This window comes from Bradyrhizobium sp. Arg237L (genome assembly GCF_029990105.1).
GTDB lineage: Bacteria > Pseudomonadota > Alphaproteobacteria > Rhizobiales > Xanthobacteraceae > Bradyrhizobium.
In genome coordinates, this window is record NZ_JAQMIL010000036.1 from 1 (window position 1) to 16,861 (window position 16,861).

At 62.4% G+C, this 16,861-nt stretch carries 18 protein-coding genes, 1 pseudogene and 1 riboswitch; of the genes and pseudogenes, 5 read left to right on the forward strand and 14 right to left on the reverse strand.

What is annotated here, in order from left to right; translation table 11 throughout:
* Window positions 1–387: 387 nt before the first annotated feature.
* The 9 genes from OZ411_RS22045 to OZ411_RS22085 form a co-directional block, all read right to left on the reverse strand.
* Window positions 388–642, reverse strand: coding sequence for a hypothetical protein (locus tag OZ411_RS22045; protein WP_282529638.1), 255 nt, complete (start codon window positions 640–642; stop codon window positions 388–390).
* Window positions 643–792: 150 nt separating this feature from the next.
* Window positions 793–1,356, reverse strand: coding sequence for a mismatch-specific DNA-glycosylase (locus tag OZ411_RS22050; RefSeq protein ID WP_130581826.1), 564 nt, complete (start codon window positions 1,354–1,356; stop codon window positions 793–795).
* The gene (locus OZ411_RS22055) at window positions 1,353–1,739 is read right to left on the reverse strand and encodes a RidA family protein (protein ID WP_282529639.1); all 387 of its coding nucleotides are present in this window, start codon (window positions 1,737–1,739) and stop codon (window positions 1,353–1,355) included. Before OZ411_RS22055 ends, OZ411_RS22050 begins: the two co-directional genes overlap by 4 nt.
* Window positions 1,740–2,807: 1,068 nt before the next feature.
* Entirely contained in the window at window positions 2,808–4,706 is a 1,899-nt protein-coding gene (gene thiC / locus OZ411_RS22060; RefSeq protein ID WP_282529640.1) for a phosphomethylpyrimidine synthase ThiC, read from the reverse strand.
* Window positions 4,707–4,879: 173 nt separating this feature from the next.
* Window positions 4,880–5,488: a thiamine phosphate synthase gene (locus OZ411_RS22065; RefSeq protein WP_282529641.1), complete on the reverse strand. Its 609-nt coding sequence runs from the start codon at window positions 5,486–5,488 to the stop codon at window positions 4,880–4,882.
* Window positions 5,475–6,257: a thiazole synthase gene (locus OZ411_RS22070; RefSeq protein WP_282529683.1), complete on the reverse strand. Its 783-nt coding sequence runs from the start codon at window positions 6,255–6,257 to the stop codon at window positions 5,475–5,477. The genes OZ411_RS22065 and OZ411_RS22070 overlap by 14 nt, the downstream gene beginning before the upstream one ends.
* 207 nt (window positions 6,258–6,464) lie before the next feature.
* Complete coding sequence (thiS, locus tag OZ411_RS22075) at window positions 6,465–6,662, reverse strand: sulfur carrier protein ThiS (protein ID WP_130581821.1); 198 nt, start codon at window positions 6,660–6,662, stop codon at window positions 6,465–6,467.
* A complete protein-coding gene (locus tag OZ411_RS22080) occupies window positions 6,653–7,666 on the reverse strand; it encodes an FAD-dependent oxidoreductase (protein ID WP_130581820.1) in 1,014 nt (337 codons plus the stop codon). Before OZ411_RS22080 ends, thiS begins: the two co-directional genes overlap by 10 nt.
* Window positions 7,654–7,795, reverse strand: a riboswitch (TPP riboswitch). It overlaps the preceding gene by 13 nt.
* Window positions 7,796–7,847: 52 nt before the next feature.
* Window positions 7,848–8,384: a lytic transglycosylase domain-containing protein gene (locus tag OZ411_RS22085; RefSeq protein ID WP_282529642.1), complete on the reverse strand. Its 537-nt coding sequence runs from the start codon at window positions 8,382–8,384 to the stop codon at window positions 7,848–7,850.
* Between the two features lie 287 nt (window positions 8,385–8,671).
* Here OZ411_RS22085 and OZ411_RS22090 point away from each other — a divergent pair, with 287 nt between their 5' ends.
* Window positions 8,672–8,872: a hypothetical protein gene (locus tag OZ411_RS22090; protein WP_130581819.1), complete on the forward strand. Its 201-nt coding sequence runs from the start codon at window positions 8,672–8,674 to the stop codon at window positions 8,870–8,872.
* Window positions 8,873–8,874: 2 nt separating this feature from the next.
* On the opposite strand, the gene OZ411_RS22095 is transcribed toward OZ411_RS22090, so the two are convergent.
* Together OZ411_RS22095 and OZ411_RS22100 are read right to left on the reverse strand one after the other, a co-directional pair.
* Window positions 8,875–10,215: an ATP-binding protein gene (locus OZ411_RS22095; protein ID WP_282529643.1), complete on the reverse strand. Its 1,341-nt coding sequence runs from the start codon at window positions 10,213–10,215 to the stop codon at window positions 8,875–8,877.
* Between the two features lie 2 nt (window positions 10,216–10,217).
* The gene (locus OZ411_RS22100; protein ID WP_282529644.1) at window positions 10,218–10,970 is read right to left on the reverse strand and encodes a response regulator; all 753 of its coding nucleotides are present in this window, start codon (window positions 10,968–10,970) and stop codon (window positions 10,218–10,220) included.
* Window positions 10,971–11,142: 172 nt separating this feature from the next.
* Between OZ411_RS22100 and OZ411_RS22105 the strand changes: the two genes are divergently transcribed.
* The 3 genes from OZ411_RS22105 (at window position 11,143) to OZ411_RS22115 (ending at window position 12,977) form a co-directional block, all read left to right on the forward strand.
* Window positions 11,143–11,703, forward strand: a complete 561-nt coding sequence (locus OZ411_RS22105; protein ID WP_282529645.1) for a hypothetical protein — start codon at window positions 11,143–11,145, stop codon at window positions 11,701–11,703.
* Window positions 11,704–11,921: 218 nt separating this feature from the next.
* Entirely contained in the window at window positions 11,922–12,299 is a 378-nt protein-coding gene (locus OZ411_RS22110) for a PRC-barrel domain-containing protein (RefSeq protein ID WP_130581815.1), read from the forward strand.
* Between the two features lie 144 nt (window positions 12,300–12,443).
* Entirely contained in the window at window positions 12,444–12,977 is a 534-nt protein-coding gene (locus tag OZ411_RS22115; RefSeq protein WP_130581814.1) for a PRC-barrel domain-containing protein, read from the forward strand.
* A gap of 243 nt (window positions 12,978–13,220) precedes the next feature.
* Here OZ411_RS22115 and OZ411_RS22120 read toward each other — a convergent pair whose 3' ends face one another.
* Window positions 13,221–14,660: a serine hydrolase domain-containing protein gene (locus OZ411_RS22120; protein ID WP_245476620.1), complete on the reverse strand. Its 1,440-nt coding sequence runs from the start codon at window positions 14,658–14,660 to the stop codon at window positions 13,221–13,223.
* On the opposite strand from OZ411_RS22120, the pseudogene OZ411_RS22125 reads away from it, so the two are divergent.
* A pseudogene (locus tag OZ411_RS22125) lies at window positions 14,623–14,736 on the forward strand (ABC transporter ATP-binding protein); the annotation flags it as partial. The gene OZ411_RS22120 and the pseudogene OZ411_RS22125 overlap by 38 nt on opposite strands.
* Before the next feature lie 205 nt (window positions 14,737–14,941).
* Here the strand turns inward: OZ411_RS22125 and OZ411_RS22130 are convergent.
* A complete protein-coding gene (locus OZ411_RS22130; RefSeq protein ID WP_282529646.1) occupies window positions 14,942–15,958 on the reverse strand; it encodes an NAD(P)-dependent alcohol dehydrogenase in 1,017 nt (338 codons plus the stop codon).
* Between the two features lie 240 nt (window positions 15,959–16,198).
* On the reverse strand, window positions 16,199–16,729 hold the full coding sequence (locus OZ411_RS22135) for a DUF2380 domain-containing protein (RefSeq protein WP_282529647.1): 531 nt from the start codon (window positions 16,727–16,729) through the stop codon (window positions 16,199–16,201).
* Window positions 16,730–16,861 lie beyond the last annotated feature (132 nt).

Consider the following 16,861-nt stretch of genomic DNA (forward strand, 5'->3'; position numbering starts at 1 on the left):
CCCTCATCTTGGGTGAGACGCGCGGAGTTAAATCACTGATTTGCCCGACGGCGAAAGCGGAATGTTTTTTGTGCGAGGGGTAGACAGACTTTTGCTGATTTGCCCGTCGGGTTGTTATGTCGCGCCTGAAGTAACCACATTGTCATTGCGAGCAGAGCGCAGCAATCCATAGCGCCGCAAGCGGAGACGTGGATTGCTTCGCTTCGCTCGCAATGACGGCTGCGTAGGGTGGGTTAGCGAAGCGTAACCCACCGAGAGCCGCGGGAAGAAAGTCTTGTAGGGTGGGCAAAGGCGCGTCTATCGCGCCGTGCCCACCATTGAGCACCCCGCTCGCAAGGGTGGGCACGCTGCGCTTTGCCCACCCTACAAGTATTGCGACCCTGCAACTCACAATGTGCAGCGGCGCTGCGTGCGCATCTGCTGCTGCTCGGCCATCGCGGCGGTGAAGGTCGGGACCGGCTTGCTGACGACCTGGTAGGTTGAGGGCCATTGCATCGGCTTCCGCTGCAGGTCCTCATTCCAGATCTGGCAGATGCCGGTGTTCTCCCAGCGGACCACGTAATAGCCGGCCTCTGCGGGCTTGGCGGCGAAGGCCGCAACAGCGAAGCAGGTGGCGAGGCAGAGGGCGGTAGCGCGACGCATGACGTATCTCCTGTCGAATTTGTTATTTGGCTGCCTCCGCGATCGGCCGAGGCGCCGCCGATCTTTCGCGATCGTTTATGGCGTTATTGGTACGGCAAGAGCCTGCCCCCTCCAAATCGGGAGGCTGCGATGACTTTATCAACTGCAGTTTCACCGGCCGCTTCGCGCGGCGGTATGTCGATCCTCCACTCGCTCGTCAGACAGCAGCCAATCCGCCAGCTCCTGCCACGGCCGCAACGACCAGCTTCCCGAAGCTGCGCCCGATGGCGACGCCAGCACGAAGATGACGGGGAATTCCGGCAGCGCAGCTTGCCGGCCTAGCGCGATCGCAGTCGTTGGTCGTTCGTAGAACAGGGATGCCGCCTTCTTGCTGGTGAACGCGATGGCCTTGGGCTGATAGATCAGCATCTTCTCGCAGAACGCCGGCACATCGACAGGGAAGGCGAGCGCCCGGTGGTCCATCCCCGCGCCCGTCTTGCACATGTCGGTGAAGCCGATGCCGAGTTCGAGGAGCGCCGGAAATTCATGCGGCTCGAAGCGGCGCGGCGTGATGCCGACCTGATGCAGCGTGCGCCAGAAGCGATTGCCGGGATGCGCGTAGTAATGGCCGAGGTCCGCCGACCGCTGGCTCGCGGCGGTGCCGACGAAGACCAGGCGCAGATCGGCGGCAAGCTGGTCGGGCAGCCGTTCGCGCGGAGCGGGCGCACCGCTCATGCAGCGCGAAGGCTCGCCACACCCTCGATCTCGATCAGCATCTTCGGATCGGGCAGCGCCACCACCACGCAGGTGGTGCGCGCCGGATAGGGCGCCGGCCCGAACGCCTCGGCATAGAGCTTGTTCATCGTGGCGACGTCGGAGGCGCGCGTCAGCAGCACGTTGACCTTGGCGAGATCGCGCACCGTCGCGCCCGCCTCGTCCAGCACGCGCTTGAAGTTGGTGACGACGTTGGCGAACTGTGCCTCGAACGTATCAGGCAGCCCGCCATTGGCGTCGAAGCCGGGAATGCCGGAGATGAAGAGGAGATCGCCGACGCGGGCGCCGAACGAGAGCGGCGGCGCCTTGACGCCGGGCGGGGGAGGGAAGTGTTTTATGGACATGGGGCATCCTCGCGTGGTCGTTGGACAGATGGGATGCAGGATAGATCAATGGCCGGTATGAGCCAACGGATCGCGCGAATGCACATCCGAGGATCGGCCTCTCAATATGCGGGACGAGCGGCCGCCCGATCCAGGCAGCCAGCTCCTCAGGGCAGACCTGCAAAGTTGTCTCGACCGGCGACGCAACCACAGATCAAGTAGCGTTGCCGCTCTGCGATGGTGGGAAATAACTAGAGCGTCGGTTCTGATGAAATCAGAGCCGACGCTCTAGATTCTTGTTTTGACGCGTTTTCTTCACGCGAACCGGTGTCCACTTCGCTCGAAAACGCTCTAGAGGAGGCTTCTGTTGTCGGAGAAAAATCGCTGGCAGAACCTGCGGATGTGCTCCGGCAGATCATCAACGGCAGATGACTTCCTGGACTCATCGCACGCGAGGCGAGGTTGCGTTCCGGTTACTCTGTTCTTGCGGTGCAAGCCGTCGCTCTCGGCTCGATTCGCAATCCGATAGAGAAATGCAGCTCTTGCTTTGGCGCGGAAGGCACTATTCGATCTCATATCGTTATCCCCACGTCTGCCAATTGAGACTTGCGCATGTTTTTAGGATGGCTGGAGAACTTGACTAGCTACCAAAATGGCTGGCAACGGCATCCGAAAGTTTGTCGTTAGAGGGGCTCTTCAGGTTCGATCACTTCTTAGAGCATGATGAGATCAGGTCGAATTGTATCCGCGATGAACGCTGCGCTCCCTCTCCCGCTTGCGGGAGAGGGCCGGGGTGAGGGTGTCTCCGCGATGGGGCTATCCGTGGGAGAGAGCCCTCACCCGGCGCGGAGCCTGTACTCGGACGGCGCGAAGCGCCGATCCGGGTGCGCCGACCTCTCCCGCAAGCGGGAGAGGTGAAGTGAACTCACCGCCGATTCAACCAAATCGCATCACGCTATAGGCGCGCCACAGTTGCAGCAGAACGGCCGGGCAAGTGCCGGGCCGTTCTCTCCGCTATGGATGTTCAGACCAAGTCCCGGCCTCGCCGGTCAGACTATCGGTCATTGTGATCCGGTGACTGCGTAGTCCTTACAACACCCTGTTACTCTCCTTCACCTTCTCCGCATCCAGATACACGTCGCTGCCCATCTCCCTGAACTTCTGGCTCATCGCCGCCATGCCGTCCTCGATGGTGCCCTGCATCGACATCCCGATGCTCGCGGGATCGTTCAGCGTAGCGGCATAGTCCCGCACATCCTGCGTAATCTTCATCGAGCAGAATTTCGGGCCGCACATCGAGCAGAAATGGGCGACCTTGTGGGCTTCCTTCGGCAGGGTCTCGTCGTGGAAGTTCTTCGCGGTCTCGGGATCGAGGCCGAGGTTGAACTGGTCGGTCCAGCGGAAGTCGAAGCGGGCGCGAGACAGCGCGTCGTCGCGGAGCTGGGCGGCCGGGTGGCCTTTCGCCAGATCGGCGGCGTGGGCGGCGATCTTGTAGGTGATGACGCCGGTCTTGACGTCGTTACGATCAGGGAGGCCGAGATGCTCCTTCGGCGTGACGTAGCAGAGCATGGCGCAGCCGAACCAGCCGATCATTGCGGCGCCGATGCCTGAGGTGATGTGGTCGTAGCCCGGCGCGATGTCCGTGGTCAGCGGCCCAAGCGTATAGAACGGCGCCTCGCCGCACTCCTTGAGCTGCTTGTCCATGTTGATCTTGATCTTGTGCATCGGCACGTGGCCGGGGCCCTCGATCATGACCTGGCACCCCTTGTCCCACGCGATCTTGGTGAGCTCGCCCAGCGTCTCGAGCTCGGCGAACTGCGCGCGGTCGTTGGCGTCGGCGATCGAGCCGGGACGCAGGCCGTCGCCGAGCGAGAACGAGACGTCATACTTGCGCATGAGGTCGCAGATCTCGTCGAAATGCGTATAGAGGAAGCTCTCCTTGTGATGCGCGAGGCACCACTTCGCCATGATCGAGCCGCCTCTGCTGACGATGCCGGTGACGCGGTTGGCGGTGAGATGGATGTAGGGCAGGCGCACGCCGGCGTGGATCGTGAAATAGTCGACGCCCTGTTCGCACTGCTCGATCAGCGTGTCCTTGTACAATTCCCAGGTCAGCTGGACCGGATCGCCGTTGCACTTCTCCAGCGCCTGGTAGATCGGCACGGTGCCGATCGGCACCGGCGAGTTGCGCAAAATCCATTCGCGGGTGGTGTGGATGTTGCGCCCCGTCGAGAGGTCCATCACGGTGTCGGCGCCCCAGCGGATCGCCCACACCATCTTCTCGACTTCCTCCTCGACCGACGACGTCACGGCGGAGTTGCCGATATTGGCATTGATCTTGGTCAGGAAGTTGCGGCCGATGATCATCGGCTCGAGCTCGGCGTGGTTGATGTTGGAGGGGATGATGGCGCGGCCGCGCGCGATCTCGCTCCGCACGAATTCCGGCGTGATGAAGGCCGGCACCGAGGCGCCGAAGCTTTCGCCGTCGGCGAGCGCCGCTTCCGCGCGCTCGAGCTGCTGTTTGCGGCCGAGATTCTCGCGCTCGGCCACGTAGATCATCTCCTTGGTGATGATGCCGGCGCGGGCGAATTCGAGCTGGGTGATCTTGTGGCCGTCGAGGCCGCGCAGCGGCTGGTGATGCGCGGTGAAGGCACGGGCCGCCTTGTCGGCGGAGAGGTTGCCGTTGTCCTCCGGCTTGATGGTGCGCCCCTCATATTGCTCGACGCCGCCGCGTTCCTTGACCCAGGCGAGACGATTGCGCGGCAGGCCGGCATTGACGTCGATCACGATGGACGGATCGGTATAGGGGCCCGAGGTGTCATAGACGGGAAGATTGGGCTCGCCGGCGCCTTCGCTCAGGATGATCTCGCGCAGCGGCACGCGCACGTCAGGCGCTGCGTCGGGGGTGGAGAAAATCTTGCGCGAGGAGGGCAGCGGCCCCGTGGTGACGGCGGGAATGGTGGTGTCAGGGTTGGAACGAATGTTCATGGAGTTCCTCCTTCGAGAGCGTTGTTATTCCGTCATTGCGAGGAGCGATAGCGACGAAGCAATCCATTGGCGCCGCAAATCGCGGTGGCAATGGATTGCTTTGCGGAGCCTGTCATCGGGCGGCGCTTCGCGCCGACCCGGTGGCTCGTAATGACGGTGGGTGAGGTTTTGCATCACGCGGCCTCCGCGCTTTTGCCAAGCCATTGTCTGACCCGCGCATCGGGGTCGGCGTTCTGGGTGATGTCAGAGACGACGGCAATCGAGTCGGCGCCGGCGGCGAAGATCTCCGCGGCCTGCTCGAACTTGATGCCGCCGATCGCAACCAGCGGGATGTCGCCGATGCGCTCCTTCCATTCGGTGATCTTCGGAATCCCCTGCGGCGCGAAGCGCATCGACTTCAGCGTGGTCGGGAAGATCGGGCCGAGTGCGATGTAATCCGGCTCGGCCTTCATCGCGGTCGCCAGCTCCTCGTCGTCATGGGTGGAGATGCCGAGCGTCAGCCGCGCTTTACGGATCTCGGCGAGGTCGGCATCGGCGAGATCTTCCTGGCCGAGATGCAGATGCTCGGCGCCGGCGACGATCGCCGCGCGCCAATAGTCGTTGACGACGAGTTTTGTCGGTGTGCCCCTGGTCACCGCGAGCGCATCGGTGACGATCTGCAGCGCTTCAGAGTCGTTCAGATCCTTGGCGCGCAATTGGATCGTGCCGACGCCGAGCTTGGTCAGCCGCTCGACCCAGGCGACGCTGTCGACGACGGGATAGAATGGATCAGGATACGGCATGCCAGAACGGAGTCCCGATGACAGGGGTGGAGGGGGAGGCGAAGTCGCGCGCGTCCATCAGCCCGGCCTCATAGGCGGTGCGGCCGGCCTCGATGCCGAGGCGGAATGCATTCGCCATCGCGACGGGGTCGGCGGCTTTCGCAACTGCCGTGTTGAGCAGCACCGCGTCGTAGCCAAGCTCGAGGGCGTGGGCCGCATGCGAGGGCGCGCCGATGCCGGCGTCGACCACCAGCGTGATGTCGGGCAGGCGGTCGCGCAGCAGCCTCAAGGCATCGCGGTTGGTGATCCCCTTCGCGCTGCCGATCGGCGCGGCCCAGGGCATCACCACCTTGCAGCCGGCATCCACCAGCCGCATCGCGACCGAAAGATCTTCGGTGCAATAGGGGAACACCTCAAAGCCGTCCTTGATTAGGATCGAGGCGGCTTCGACTAGGCCGACGACATCGGGCTGCAGCGTGTCGTTGTCGGCGATGACCTCGAGCTTGATCCAGCTCGTTCCGAACAATTCGCGCGCGAGCTTCGCCGTGGTCACCGCCTCACGCACGGTGCGGCAGCCGGCGGTGTTCGGCAGGACCGTCACATTAAGTTCGCGGATCAGCGACCAGAACGCATCCCCGGTCCTGCCGCCGGCGGCCTCGCGCCGCAGCGACACGGTGACGATGTTGGCGCCGGAGGCGCGGATCGCTGCCTGCATGATCGCAGGCGAGGGATAGAGCGCCGTGCCGATCAGCAGGCGGGAGGAGAAGGTCTTGCCGTAGAAGTTCAGCACCATGCGTCTCCGCGGTCTCGGTTAGCTCCCTCTCCCCGTTCTTCACGGGGAGAGGGTTGGGGTGAGGGGCTGTTTCCGCAAAAACGGTGGGAGTGAGACTCGCGGAGAGTCCCCCTCACCCGGATCGCATCTTGCGATGCGATCCGACCTCTCCCCGCAAGCGGGGCGAGGTGAAGTGCGGCACGCGGACGCGCTCCTAACAATCGATCACCCTCCCTGCCGCGGTGTGATGATCTCGATCTCGTCGCCGGCTTTCAGTGCGGTCTCGGCCCAGCGGCTCTTCGGCAGCACGTCGTAATTCAGCGCGATCGCGAAATGGGTGCCTTCGTAGTCGAGCTCGGCGAGCAGCGCGTCGACGCTTACAGCGGTTATCTCCCGCGGTTCGCCGTTGACGATCACACGCATCGCATCACCTCATTGTCGATCTGGCCGCGCGCGACGTAAGCGAGCGTCAGCTCCGCCAGCGCCGGCGCAAGCAGGAAGCCGTGGCGGTAAAGGCCGTTCACCGAGATCTTCTTCCTGTCGATCGTGATCCGCGGCAGATTGTCGGGAAAGGCCGGGCGCAGGCCGGAGCCGAATTCGAGGATGCGCGCTTCGGCAAAGGCCGGGTGCACCGCATAGGCCGCGCCCAGAAGCTCCAGCGCCGAGCGGACGCTGACGCCGGTGTCCTCGGCCTCGATCGAGGTCGCGCCCAGCATGAACAGATGATCCTCGCGCGGGATCACGTAAAGCGGCCAGCGCGGATGGATCAGCCGCACCGGACGCGACAGCTCCACCTCCGCGGTCTCGATCAGGATCATCTCGCCCTTGACGCCGCGCAGCTCCGGCTCTCCGTCGCGCGCCGACAGGCCGCGGCAATCGATCACGATGCCTTCCAGATCCTCCGCGCTGATGTCGCTGTTGAACTTGATGGTGCCGCCGGCGGCGAGGATGCGCTCATGCAGCCTGGGCAGCACGCGGCGCGGCTCGACATGGCCCTCGCCCGGGAAGAACAGCGCGTCGCGGAAACGGCCGTCGAGCGAGGGCTCGAGCTGCGCAACGCCTGACGCATCGAGCCGCTCATGACCTTCCGTCATCCGGGCAAAGCGCTCGAAATCGTTGCGCTCGCGCGCATGCGCCACCACCAGCGAGCCGTTGAACGGCGTATCCGGCAATTCGCGCCGCCAGATATCGAGCGAGCGCTGGCCGAGCCGGCTGATGATGGGCTCGGCGACCTCGGCCTCGCAATAGGGCGCCAGCATGCCGCCGGCCCAATGGCTTGTGGATTCTGTCATCGCGGCGTCACTGCGCTCGTGCAAAGTCACCGCGTGACCGGCCTGCGCGAACAATAACGCCTGCCAAGCGCCTGCAATGCCTGCGCCGATGATAGATACGGGGGAATCCCCCCGCGGACTCTTATTCTGGTACATCCCTGTCCCTTCGCCGGTATGACCCGGATCAGGTTCAAAGGGTCACCGCGGTCCCGGATATCGGCCGGAATGGCCAACCCCAAGCGTGCGGTATCTCAGCTCCTCCTCGGAGCACCCCTCGGAACGCGTCTAATGTAAGCAGATGTGCTGAGCTGTCAACGCCGCCTTGCGGCCGTGCCCCTCAGTTGCCGGGGATCTGCTGTGCGTCGGCGTCGACCGCGCTTTCCGGCGTCTCGGCCTGTGCCTGCTCTTTTTGCGATGCGGCGGCGAGCGTCGGGCGGGATTCCCTCTTGGATTCCCTCAGGTGCTGCAGCCGCTGCTGCTTGGCGGCGTAATAGTACCCGCTGGCGTAGTAATGCACGGCGCGGTCGTGGTTGCCGCCGGCGGCACGATAGGCGCCGGCGAGATATTTGATGCCATAGGTGAGGTTGGTTTCGGGGTCGCGCAGGCCCGCCGCATCGCCCTTGTAGCCAAGGCCGCGTGCGGTCGCGAGCTTGATCTGCATCAGCCCGATCGCCCCGCCGCGTCCGATCAGGTTCGGCTGATACTTGCTCTCGCGCACGATCACCCGGTGCACCAGCGTATCAGGCACCAGATTGGCCTGGGCATGGCTGGCGACCAGCGCCTCATATTGCGAACGCTGCTGCGCCTGTGCGGGGGAGCCGAGAAGCACCGCGGCAATAGCCACGAGCAAGGTGAGAGCGAAAGGGAATTTCATCGGACGCGATCTCGGCGACGGAATAGTCTGTTCCACTTACGCAACCCGATTGTTGCGGCGGCCGGGCAAGTATGTGGCGAAAACGAGGCGTTATAGGGCGGGCTTTAGTAAAGTCTTAGACGACGATTTGCTGCACGGCGGCAAGCGTCTTGTCGCGCAAATGACTCAAAGCCACCGTAGGATTTTGCATGGCAGGCGCAGGGTTCAGCGCCTATCTGCCGGCAACGATAATTCAAGAAACGACAATCAAAAACCGACCAAGAAAAGTCGACAAAGGGAGACGCGTCATGGCCCATTTTGATTCCGCTGATCTGCCGCGTGGAAATCCTTGCGCACAATGCGGCAAGCCGATCGCGAAGCCGGATTGGGTCGAGCAGGATGGTGGCCGGATATTCTATCTCTGGCATTGCCGCGCCTGCGATTACCGCTTCGAGGCCATTGCGATCTATCCGGAGCACGGCAGCGAGCAGGCGCCGCTGGCCGCCTGAAGTCAGGCCGCCGAGCGCTCCTCTTTTCCGCGTACCGGCAACTCGATCCGCGCAACGAGCCCGTGCGGCTGTTTGTCGTGCAGCGACAACGTCCCGCCATGCGCGAGCACAATCGCGTTGGTGATGGATAGCCCGAGGCCGAAGCCTTCGGACTCGTCCATGTTGCGCGCCTCGTCGCCGCGGACGAACGGCTCCAGCACATCGTGCTTGCGCGCATCCGAAATGCCGGGGCCGTCGTCCTCGACTTCGATGGTGATGCGATCCGGCGCGATGCGGAGCCGGATCGTCGCCTCTGCGCCGAAGCGGACGGCGTTCTCGACCAGATTGGTGACGCTGCGGAGCAGGTCGTCCGGCCGCACAGTGGCCATCGCGTGGGCCGGGCCGTCGTAATTGACCTTGTGGCCCATGTCGGAAAACTGGTCGGTGACGAGCTGCAGGGTGCTGGCGATATCGGTCAGCGTCATCGATTCCAGTTTGCGGTCGTTGCGCAGGAACGACAGCACAGATTCCAGCATCGCGCGCATCTGGTCGAGATCGTGAAGCATGCGGCTGCGATGGGTCTCGTCCTCGATGAATTCGGAGCGCAGCCGCATCCGCGTGATCGGCGTGCGCAGGTCGTGGCTGATCGCGGCCAGCATCTTGGTGCGGTCCTCGATCAGGCCGGTGATGCGCTCGCGCATGCGGTTCAATGCTTTCGCGACCGAACGGATCTCTTCGGGTCCGCGTTCTGGCAGGGGCGCGGCCGCGCCGTCGAGGCTGAAACTTTCGGCGGCGCGCGCAAATGATGATAGCGGCGCGGTCAGCGCGCGTGCCGCCCACAGCCCGAGCAGCGTGACGCTGATGACCATGAACAACAGCGTCATCATCCAGGGACCGCCGAGGAACGGCGGCCGGTGCCGATCCGCGAGCAGCCTTGCCGAGATCATCGCGCCGTCGGGCAGGGTGATGCCGATCCTTGGCTCGATCTTTGCGCCGTCGCCCGCCAGCGGAAACAGCCGATAGGCGCCGCCGAGCCGGCGGTAGAGGCCGTGCAATTCGCGCTCATTCAGTTCGCCGGCCGCCGGCGCGGTGCCGGGCGGCAGGCTTTCGACGCCGAGTTGCGGAAAGGCGTTGTTGATGTCAGCAGACAGCCGCGGTCGTTCCGACGGCGCGGCGGCGCCGAGTAATTGGATTGCGCTGGCGAGCTGGGCATGTCCGCGGTCGCCAAGCGGCTCCGACTGGTCCGGCCGTGAGATGAGGAAGATCGTGGCGATGATGATGTGGATGGCGACGATCGAGGCGACCACCAGCGCCGCGATCTGCCCGCTGATGCCCCTGAGATTGAGGAAGCTGGAGAGCTTCATCGTCAATTGCCCGCCGCGGTCACCGCTTCGACTGTTGCTGCTTCCACTCTTGGCGTGAACATGTAGCCGCCGGCGCGCACCGTCTTGATCATGGTGGCTTCCTGCGGATCGGGCTCGATCTTGCGGCGGATGCGGCTGACCAGGACGTCGATGGAACGCTCGAACGAGCCGGCGTTGCGCGCGCCCGTGAGGTCGAGCAGGCTGTCGCGCGACAGCACGCGGCCGGGCCGCTCGCAGAAGGTCCGGAGCAGGTCGAACTCGGCGCTGGTCATGGCGACCTTGGCGCCTTCGGGGTTGCGCAATTCGCGCAGGCGGAAATCGATGCGCCAGCCCTGGAATGTCAGCACGGTTGCGCCTTCGATGGCGCTGGCGTTGCGCGCCGCCGCCTGCCGCCGCAGCACCGCATTGATCCGTGCCAACAGCTCGCGCGGATTGAACGGCTTCGGCAGATAGTCATCGGCGCCCATCTCGAGGCCGAGGATGCGGTCGACGTCCTCGCCGCGCGCGGTCAGCATGATGATCGGCGTCTGCGAGGTCGCGCGCACCTTGCGGCACAGGCTGAGGCCATCCTCGCCGGGCAGCATGACGTCGAGGATAAGAAGATCGATCCGGTGGTCGGTCATCGCGCGGACCATCTCGCGGCCGTCGCCGGCGGTGGTGACGTTGCAGGCGTTGTTGCGCAGATATTTCGCGATCAGGCTGCGCGTCTCGCGGTCGTCCTCGACGACAAGGATGTTCGGCTGCGGTTGGGCCATGCTGACCTTTTTGTCGTTGATTCGGGGTAAGCGGCGAAGATTCTTGTTTCCAAATGTTTCTGACGGCTGCGCGGTAACAGGGGGCAACAGGGCAAAAGGCACTGTTAAGACCGTTAACCCTACCGTCGCGGCGAGTTTCAGGCGTACCTATCAGAATCATTTGGAGCATTCCATGACCGCGATCTCGGCTGCCTCCGGCAGCACCTATCAGTCGCCTTTGCAGCGGCTGCAGGACGAACTGCAGTCCGAAATCAATTCCGGCACCATCAGCTCGTCCGATCAGGACGCGCTGTCGTCAGCGCTGACGGATATCGACGCCTCGATGCAGGCGAGCCGCGCCAGCGATCAGGCCGGCGGCACGCGGCCGTCGCCGGACGAGATGAAGTCCAAACTGGATGATCTCATCAACCAGGAGGTATCCAGCGGCAAGCTGACCAGCGACCAGGCGACCGAATTGCAGGGCGTGTTCAAGGCCGCCTTCGCGCAGGGTCCCGGCGGTAGCCACGGCCCTCACGGCGGCGCCGGCGGGCCACCACCGTCGGATGCTTCAACCTCGACCGATGACGCCAGCACCTCCACCAATTCCGTCAGCGACATCCTGCAGCAGTTCCTGCAGTCGCTGCAGGATTCGCTGGCGTCGTCGTCGTCGAGTTCCTACAATTCGGCCGGCAGCGCGAGCGCATCGGCCAATGGCAGTTCGTTCTCCGCGCTGCTGATCGACTACCAGAGTTAAGCCAAGCTCCTTCCCCGCGAAGAGCGCGTAGCCCGGGTGGAGCGCCAGCGTAACCCGGGGCCGCTTCTCAACGTTGACGCAGGTGTCCCGGGTTGCGCTTCGCTCCACCCGGGCTGCGTGCTTCTGCGAAAAGGGAAGGGTGGCTGTTCCATTTGTGGCGTAGGAACCAGTCGTCGAATGTGGCGTTGAACCTCTCGATCATTTGTGGGGAGGGCCAGATGGCAGCCGACGCCAGCACCAATCCGCATCGGCTCATCGCCAGCGATCGCGTCGAAGGCACTGCGGTGCGGCGGCCGAACGGCGAGATGATCGGCCATATCGAACGGCTGATGATCGACAAGGTCACCGGACAAGTGTCTTACGCCGTGCTCAGCTTCGGCGGATTCTTGGGCCTCGGAACCAATCTGATCCCCTTGCCTTGGGTGCGGTTGCGCTACAACACGCGCTTCGAAGCCTATGAGCTCGACATATCAGATGAAGAGTTGAAACGCGCGCCGTCGTTCCGCGCCGACAAGGATTTCGATTGGGGCGATCGGTCGCAGGAGGCCGAGCTGCATCGCTACTACGGCATACCGCCTTATTGGGGCGGTTTCTGAAGCGCATGTTCATCGCTTCACTCTGAACTTTTCGACTTGGCGCTCCACTTTGTTCGGCGTCGCAAGTTCCGTGCTACTTGATACGGAACGCTTGCTGACGTGACGGGTTTTCTCAGCATCGATTTCGAACTGGAGGATCCGATCATGTTAGCGAAGTATACCATCACTGGTCTCGCGGCTTCGGCCCTGCTTGCAAGCGTCGCGTTCGCGCAAACGCCGAACACGGCGACTGGAGATCGTCCGAGCACTGCGGCGACCACGTCAACCACCGCTCCGTCGTCGTTCCACGGCAACTGGCGCGGGTCGAAAATGGCCGGCCTGAACGTCTATAACGACAGCAACGAGAGCATCGGCTCGATCAACGACATGTTGATGGACAAGAGCGGCAACATCAAAGCGGTCGTGATCGGCGTCGGCGGCTTCCTCGGCGTCGGCGAGCATCTGGTCGCCGTCCCCTTCGAGAAGGTCAAGTTCGTCAACGAGCCGGTTGCCTATACCGGCGCGGCGAATACCGGCGCAAAGCCGGCGAGCGGCGCTGGCTCTTCGACGACCACGGGCGCTGCCACAAGCTCGACCTCGAGCGCCAAGCCGAACCCCTGGTACCCTGATCACGCCGTCTACAACGCGACCAAGGAAGAGCTGAAGGCGATGCCGGAGTTCAAGTACTCGACTGAGTAAGGTTCTCGCCTGCGCAAACAAAACGCGCCCGGTTCTGCCGGGCGCGTTCTTGCATCAGGCCGTGTACTCATAAACTCGCGTGACAGCGATCTTGGTCAATCTCCGCTTTGGCCCACCTCGCGGACTCAACTCGGACATCTCCATAGGTCCGAGGAGGGCCAACAACAATCGATCTTGCAGGCACTGGCCTGGCGTAGGTGCGAAAGATCCGAGAAATGCGAAATAAGGTGCGTTTGCGGTTGGTTACTTGCGCAGGCCCCTCCCCATCGCCTCGTAGATCATCGTCTTCAAGTTCAGTTGGATCCGTCCCCCCTGTGTGGGCGACATCACCATGAAGACTCCCAACATGTCGTCCACGGGATCGACGAAATAGAAACTGCCGCCGGCGCCGTCCCAACGGTATTCACCGAGTGGCCAGTCCGTATTCGGAGGTGGCGAGGTGCGCACGGCGAAGCCAAGACCGAAGCCACTGGTGGGGCCCGGAAAATAGAAGGGATCATGAATGATACCGGTCTCCGGCCCAATCTGATCCGACGTCATCAGTGCGACTGTCTCACGCTTGAGGTACCGCTTGCCGTCGAGTTCACCTCCATTCAGCAGCATTTGCAGGAAGCGGGCGTAGTCCCCTGTGGTCGAGGCCAAGCCCGCTCCACCGGACTCCCAGCGCCGCGGCAATGTAGGATCGGTGATTCCAGCGACTCGAGAGCGATCGACAGGAAATCCCCTGGCGATCAGCGGCCACTTCGCTTTATCCGCGACATAATACACAGTGTCGGACATTCCGAGCGGATCGAACAATCTCTGCTTTTCGAATTGGTACAGCGTCTGCCCCGAGACCACCTCGACGACACGGCCCAGCACGTCGGTTGAATGGCTGTAATTCCAGCGCGTTGCGGGCTGATCGGCAAGCGGCAGCACTGCGATCCGGTCGGCGAAGTCGGCGTTGTTGAAATCCCCCGCATACAACAGAGGATTCGCATAGAGTTTCTGCACCTGGGTCTCGCCGTAGAAGCCGTAGGTGATACCCGAGGTGTGCCGCAATAGATCCCTGATCGTGATCGGGCGCTTCAACGGCTCGAGCTTGAGCGGATACTTTCCTGCTTCGTCGGACATATCGACACCGACCTTGGCTTCCGCAAAGGAATGAATGTATTTCGACACGGAATCGTCGAGAGCCAGCTTGCCTTCGTCGACCAGCATCATCGCCGCAACCGACGTAACGGCCTTCGACATCGAATAGATCTGGAAAATCGTATCCGGCGTCATCGGCAGCCCCGTGTCGGGGTCCCGCACGCCGAAGCATTCGAAATGGACTGGCTTGCCGTGTTGTTGGATCAGCAGGATGCCGCCAGGAATCTTGCCGGTCGTGATCTCATTGCGAATGGTGTCGTCAAGCTGCTTCAGGGCCGCGGGTGAAAGAGTTCCTACAGCCGGCGTTTCGGATTCGGCGCGCAGCTCAAACGCCCAGCCGACGACCAGGGAAATCGCGAACGCTGCCGCGGCAAGGCAGCGCAGTGCGGTGTTTCCGGTTTGCCATCGCTTCATAGACGAGCAGCTTAAGGGTTCGCTGGACGCGCCGGCGTTCCGAAGGCGTCTGCTCCAGCAGCACGCAGAACGTCTCCTACTTGCGGCCGATGACCATATAGCAGCCGACGACGTTTTCCAATTGATTGCCAAGGTCAACCGCGATTCGGGGACGAGCTTCCTGCTCGTTACCCACAACGTGGATCGGTCATGCCGCTGCGATCGGATCCGTCGGGGTGGCGAACGGTCGTATCACTCGCTACGAGTTCCACGTACGACCAGGGTCCTCGTGCGAAAGTGTCCGCTTAGGGCAATCGCGTCATTCTTGGCTTATTCGCCGAATGTCTGCTTATCCCGTAACAGCGGCGGAATAGCGGACATACTGCAACCGCTGCTTGGGGCCCAACAGCAGACATAACGAGATCCGGAACGCTCCGCCACTACGTGGTAAAATCAAGTACGATTTTTCCGATATGCCCGCCTTGCTTCAGCGCTTCAAACGCTGAGCGAGCTTCACGCCACGGAAATACCTTGCAGACAACGGGTTCTATATTGTGCGCGGAGATCGCTTTGCACATGCGCTGAAACATCTCAAGGGAGCCGACGGTAATGCCCCGTACAATCACATTTTTCATGTAAATCGTTCGAACATCGAGCGGCTGAGTCCCTCCTGCCAGCATCCCGACAAGAGAAATTGTGCCTTCCAGACGAACGGCTCGGATGCTTTGTGCGAGTGTTCCGGCACCGCCGACTTCGACGACGAGATCAACACCTTTTCCGCTGGTCAGTTGCAGTGCCTCTGCCGCCCAATCCGGTTTGGAGCGATAATTGATTCCATCGGTAGCGCCCAACGCCTTTGCACGCTCCAGTTTTTCATCTGATGACGAGGTTACGATAGCACGTAGGCCCGCAGCAACGGCGAACTGAAGCGCGAAAATCGATACTCCTCCAGTCCCTTGCAGCAATATGGTCTCGCCGGGAAGTAGGCCCGTGCCGTCCAGAACAGCCCGCCAAGCTGTCAAAGCTGCGCAGGGCAACGTAGCAGCCTGAATATCCGTCAGAAAATCCGGCGGTCGAGCAAGCGCAGATTGCGGCAAAAGGAAATGTTGCTGTCCAACACCGAGTTCCGAAGCACCAAGCATGCTGAGCTTTTCAGGTGCGCGCCGGCCGGATTGCCAAGTCGGAAAGAAGGTAGAGCAAACCCGGTCACCGGGCCTGAGTCCCTTAACATCCTCGCCCACTTCTTCGACAATTCCGCACGCGTCAGATAGCGGCGTATACGGAATCGACGGCCCTGCCGTTGAGATGCCGACGATGAGCGCGAGGTCACGATAGTTGAGCGCGGCGGCGGTGGTGCGCACGAGTACCATATCCCGAAACGGGCGTGGCGTTTCCCGGCTCAGAATCTGTAAATCCCCCAGCCCATTCTTACCCGTCACTTGAAGGGTTTCACTCATCGATTCGGCCTCGCGTGAACCCGAAAATCGGACAAGTTGTACTCCGAAATGACCAAACCATGCCAGAGAGTCTCGGTTGCTAGCATCCGATGTCCCTTCCGGGTCAAAATGCGAAAAACTCAGCGCGAGAAAATCTAGTCCGCTAATGCCCTGCTAAGCGGACCTCAACTACAGGTGCCACCACTTCGCTGATGGGCCAAAACCGGACTCACGGCGCCATGCACGTGCGCCGCGCGTCGCCTATTGCTGTGATCTGCTTTCAAGCAGCTGGTCGCGGGCCTCCTCCGATACAAAGCGCTCCGCGCGCTGCCATGCCTCGTCATTGTCGCCGCGGAACTGGAAGTACTTCCGTAACACGACACGCTGGGATGTCGTGTCGATGGCAACAGTCTGCGCCAGCTGCACCAGCGTGCTCATCTTATGAAAGCCGCCGATGATCAGGATCTGCGCGCCGGCCTGTGACGCCGCGCGCAGCCGATCGCGCAACGCCGGTCCGTCGGTCGGACAATTTGGTGCGCAGGAGGACGGCACAAGCTCAAAACGGCGGTCTGCCGTGACATCGTCCCGCAGCGCGGTCATGAAAGCCCGCAATCGCTTTTCATGCACGGCCGTCTGATCGGTGGGCTCGTTCGACGTGTCTCTATATTTGAAATCGTCGACGGAGACAGCCAAAGCGTGGTCGGCGGTCGCGGCGGATGCATCTGAGATGAGGCTGGATCCCAGGAACAGACCGGCTGTGGTAACAGCGTGCAACAGGGAGGCGTGGCGCATGGCGATGACTCGATCTCCCCCTACTGAGGCCATTTTAGAAGATCGATTCTTTCCGCCTCCTGTCGAAGAAATTAATCCTTGGTAACGCTACGCGGCCGCCCATGGCAGCGCAGCGCTAATGTCTGCAGTGGT

Bases quoted from the DNA above. Each gene is read 5' to 3' on its own strand.
- thiS (WP_130581821.1), bottom strand. From the start codon at position 6,662: ATGCGTGTGATCGTCAACGGCGAACCGCGGGAGATAACCGCTGTAAGC.
- OZ411_RS22095 (WP_282529643.1), bottom strand. From the start codon at position 10,215: ATGAAGCTCTCCAGCTTCCTCAATCTCAGGGGCATCAGCGGGCAGATC.
- OZ411_RS22080 (WP_130581820.1), bottom strand. From the start codon at position 7,666: ATGTACCAGAATAAGAGTCCGCGGGGGGATTCCCCCGTATCTATCATC.
- thiC (WP_282529640.1), bottom strand. From the start codon at position 4,706: ATGAACATTCGTTCCAACCCTGACACCACCATTCCCGCCGTCACCACG.
- OZ411_RS22100 (WP_282529644.1), bottom strand. From the start codon at position 10,970: ATGGCCCAACCGCAGCCGAACATCCTTGTCGTCGAGGACGACCGCGAG.
- OZ411_RS22130 (WP_282529646.1), bottom strand. From the start codon at position 15,958: ATGAGTGAAACCCTTCAAGTGACGGGTAAGAATGGGCTGGGGGATTTA.
- OZ411_RS22115 (WP_130581814.1), top strand. From the start codon at position 12,444: ATGTTAGCGAAGTATACCATCACTGGTCTCGCGGCTTCGGCCCTGCTT.
- OZ411_RS22110 (WP_130581815.1), top strand. From the start codon at position 11,922: ATGGCAGCCGACGCCAGCACCAATCCGCATCGGCTCATCGCCAGCGAT.
- OZ411_RS22065 (WP_282529641.1), bottom strand. From the start codon at position 5,488: ATGCCGTATCCTGATCCATTCTATCCCGTCGTCGACAGCGTCGCCTGG.
- OZ411_RS22045 (WP_282529638.1), bottom strand. From the start codon at position 642: ATGCGTCGCGCTACCGCCCTCTGCCTCGCCACCTGCTTCGCTGTTGCG.
- OZ411_RS22090 (WP_130581819.1), top strand. From the start codon at position 8,672: ATGGCCCATTTTGATTCCGCTGATCTGCCGCGTGGAAATCCTTGCGCA.
- OZ411_RS22085 (WP_282529642.1), bottom strand. From the start codon at position 8,384: ATGAAATTCCCTTTCGCTCTCACCTTGCTCGTGGCTATTGCCGCGGTG.
- OZ411_RS22055 (WP_282529639.1), bottom strand. From the start codon at position 1,739: ATGTCCATAAAACACTTCCCTCCCCCGCCCGGCGTCAAGGCGCCGCCG.
- OZ411_RS22135 (WP_282529647.1), bottom strand. From the start codon at position 16,729: ATGCGCCACGCCTCCCTGTTGCACGCTGTTACCACAGCCGGTCTGTTC.
- OZ411_RS22105 (WP_282529645.1), top strand. From the start codon at position 11,143: ATGACCGCGATCTCGGCTGCCTCCGGCAGCACCTATCAGTCGCCTTTG.
- OZ411_RS22050 (WP_130581826.1), bottom strand. From the start codon at position 1,356: ATGAGCGGTGCGCCCGCTCCGCGCGAACGGCTGCCCGACCAGCTTGCC.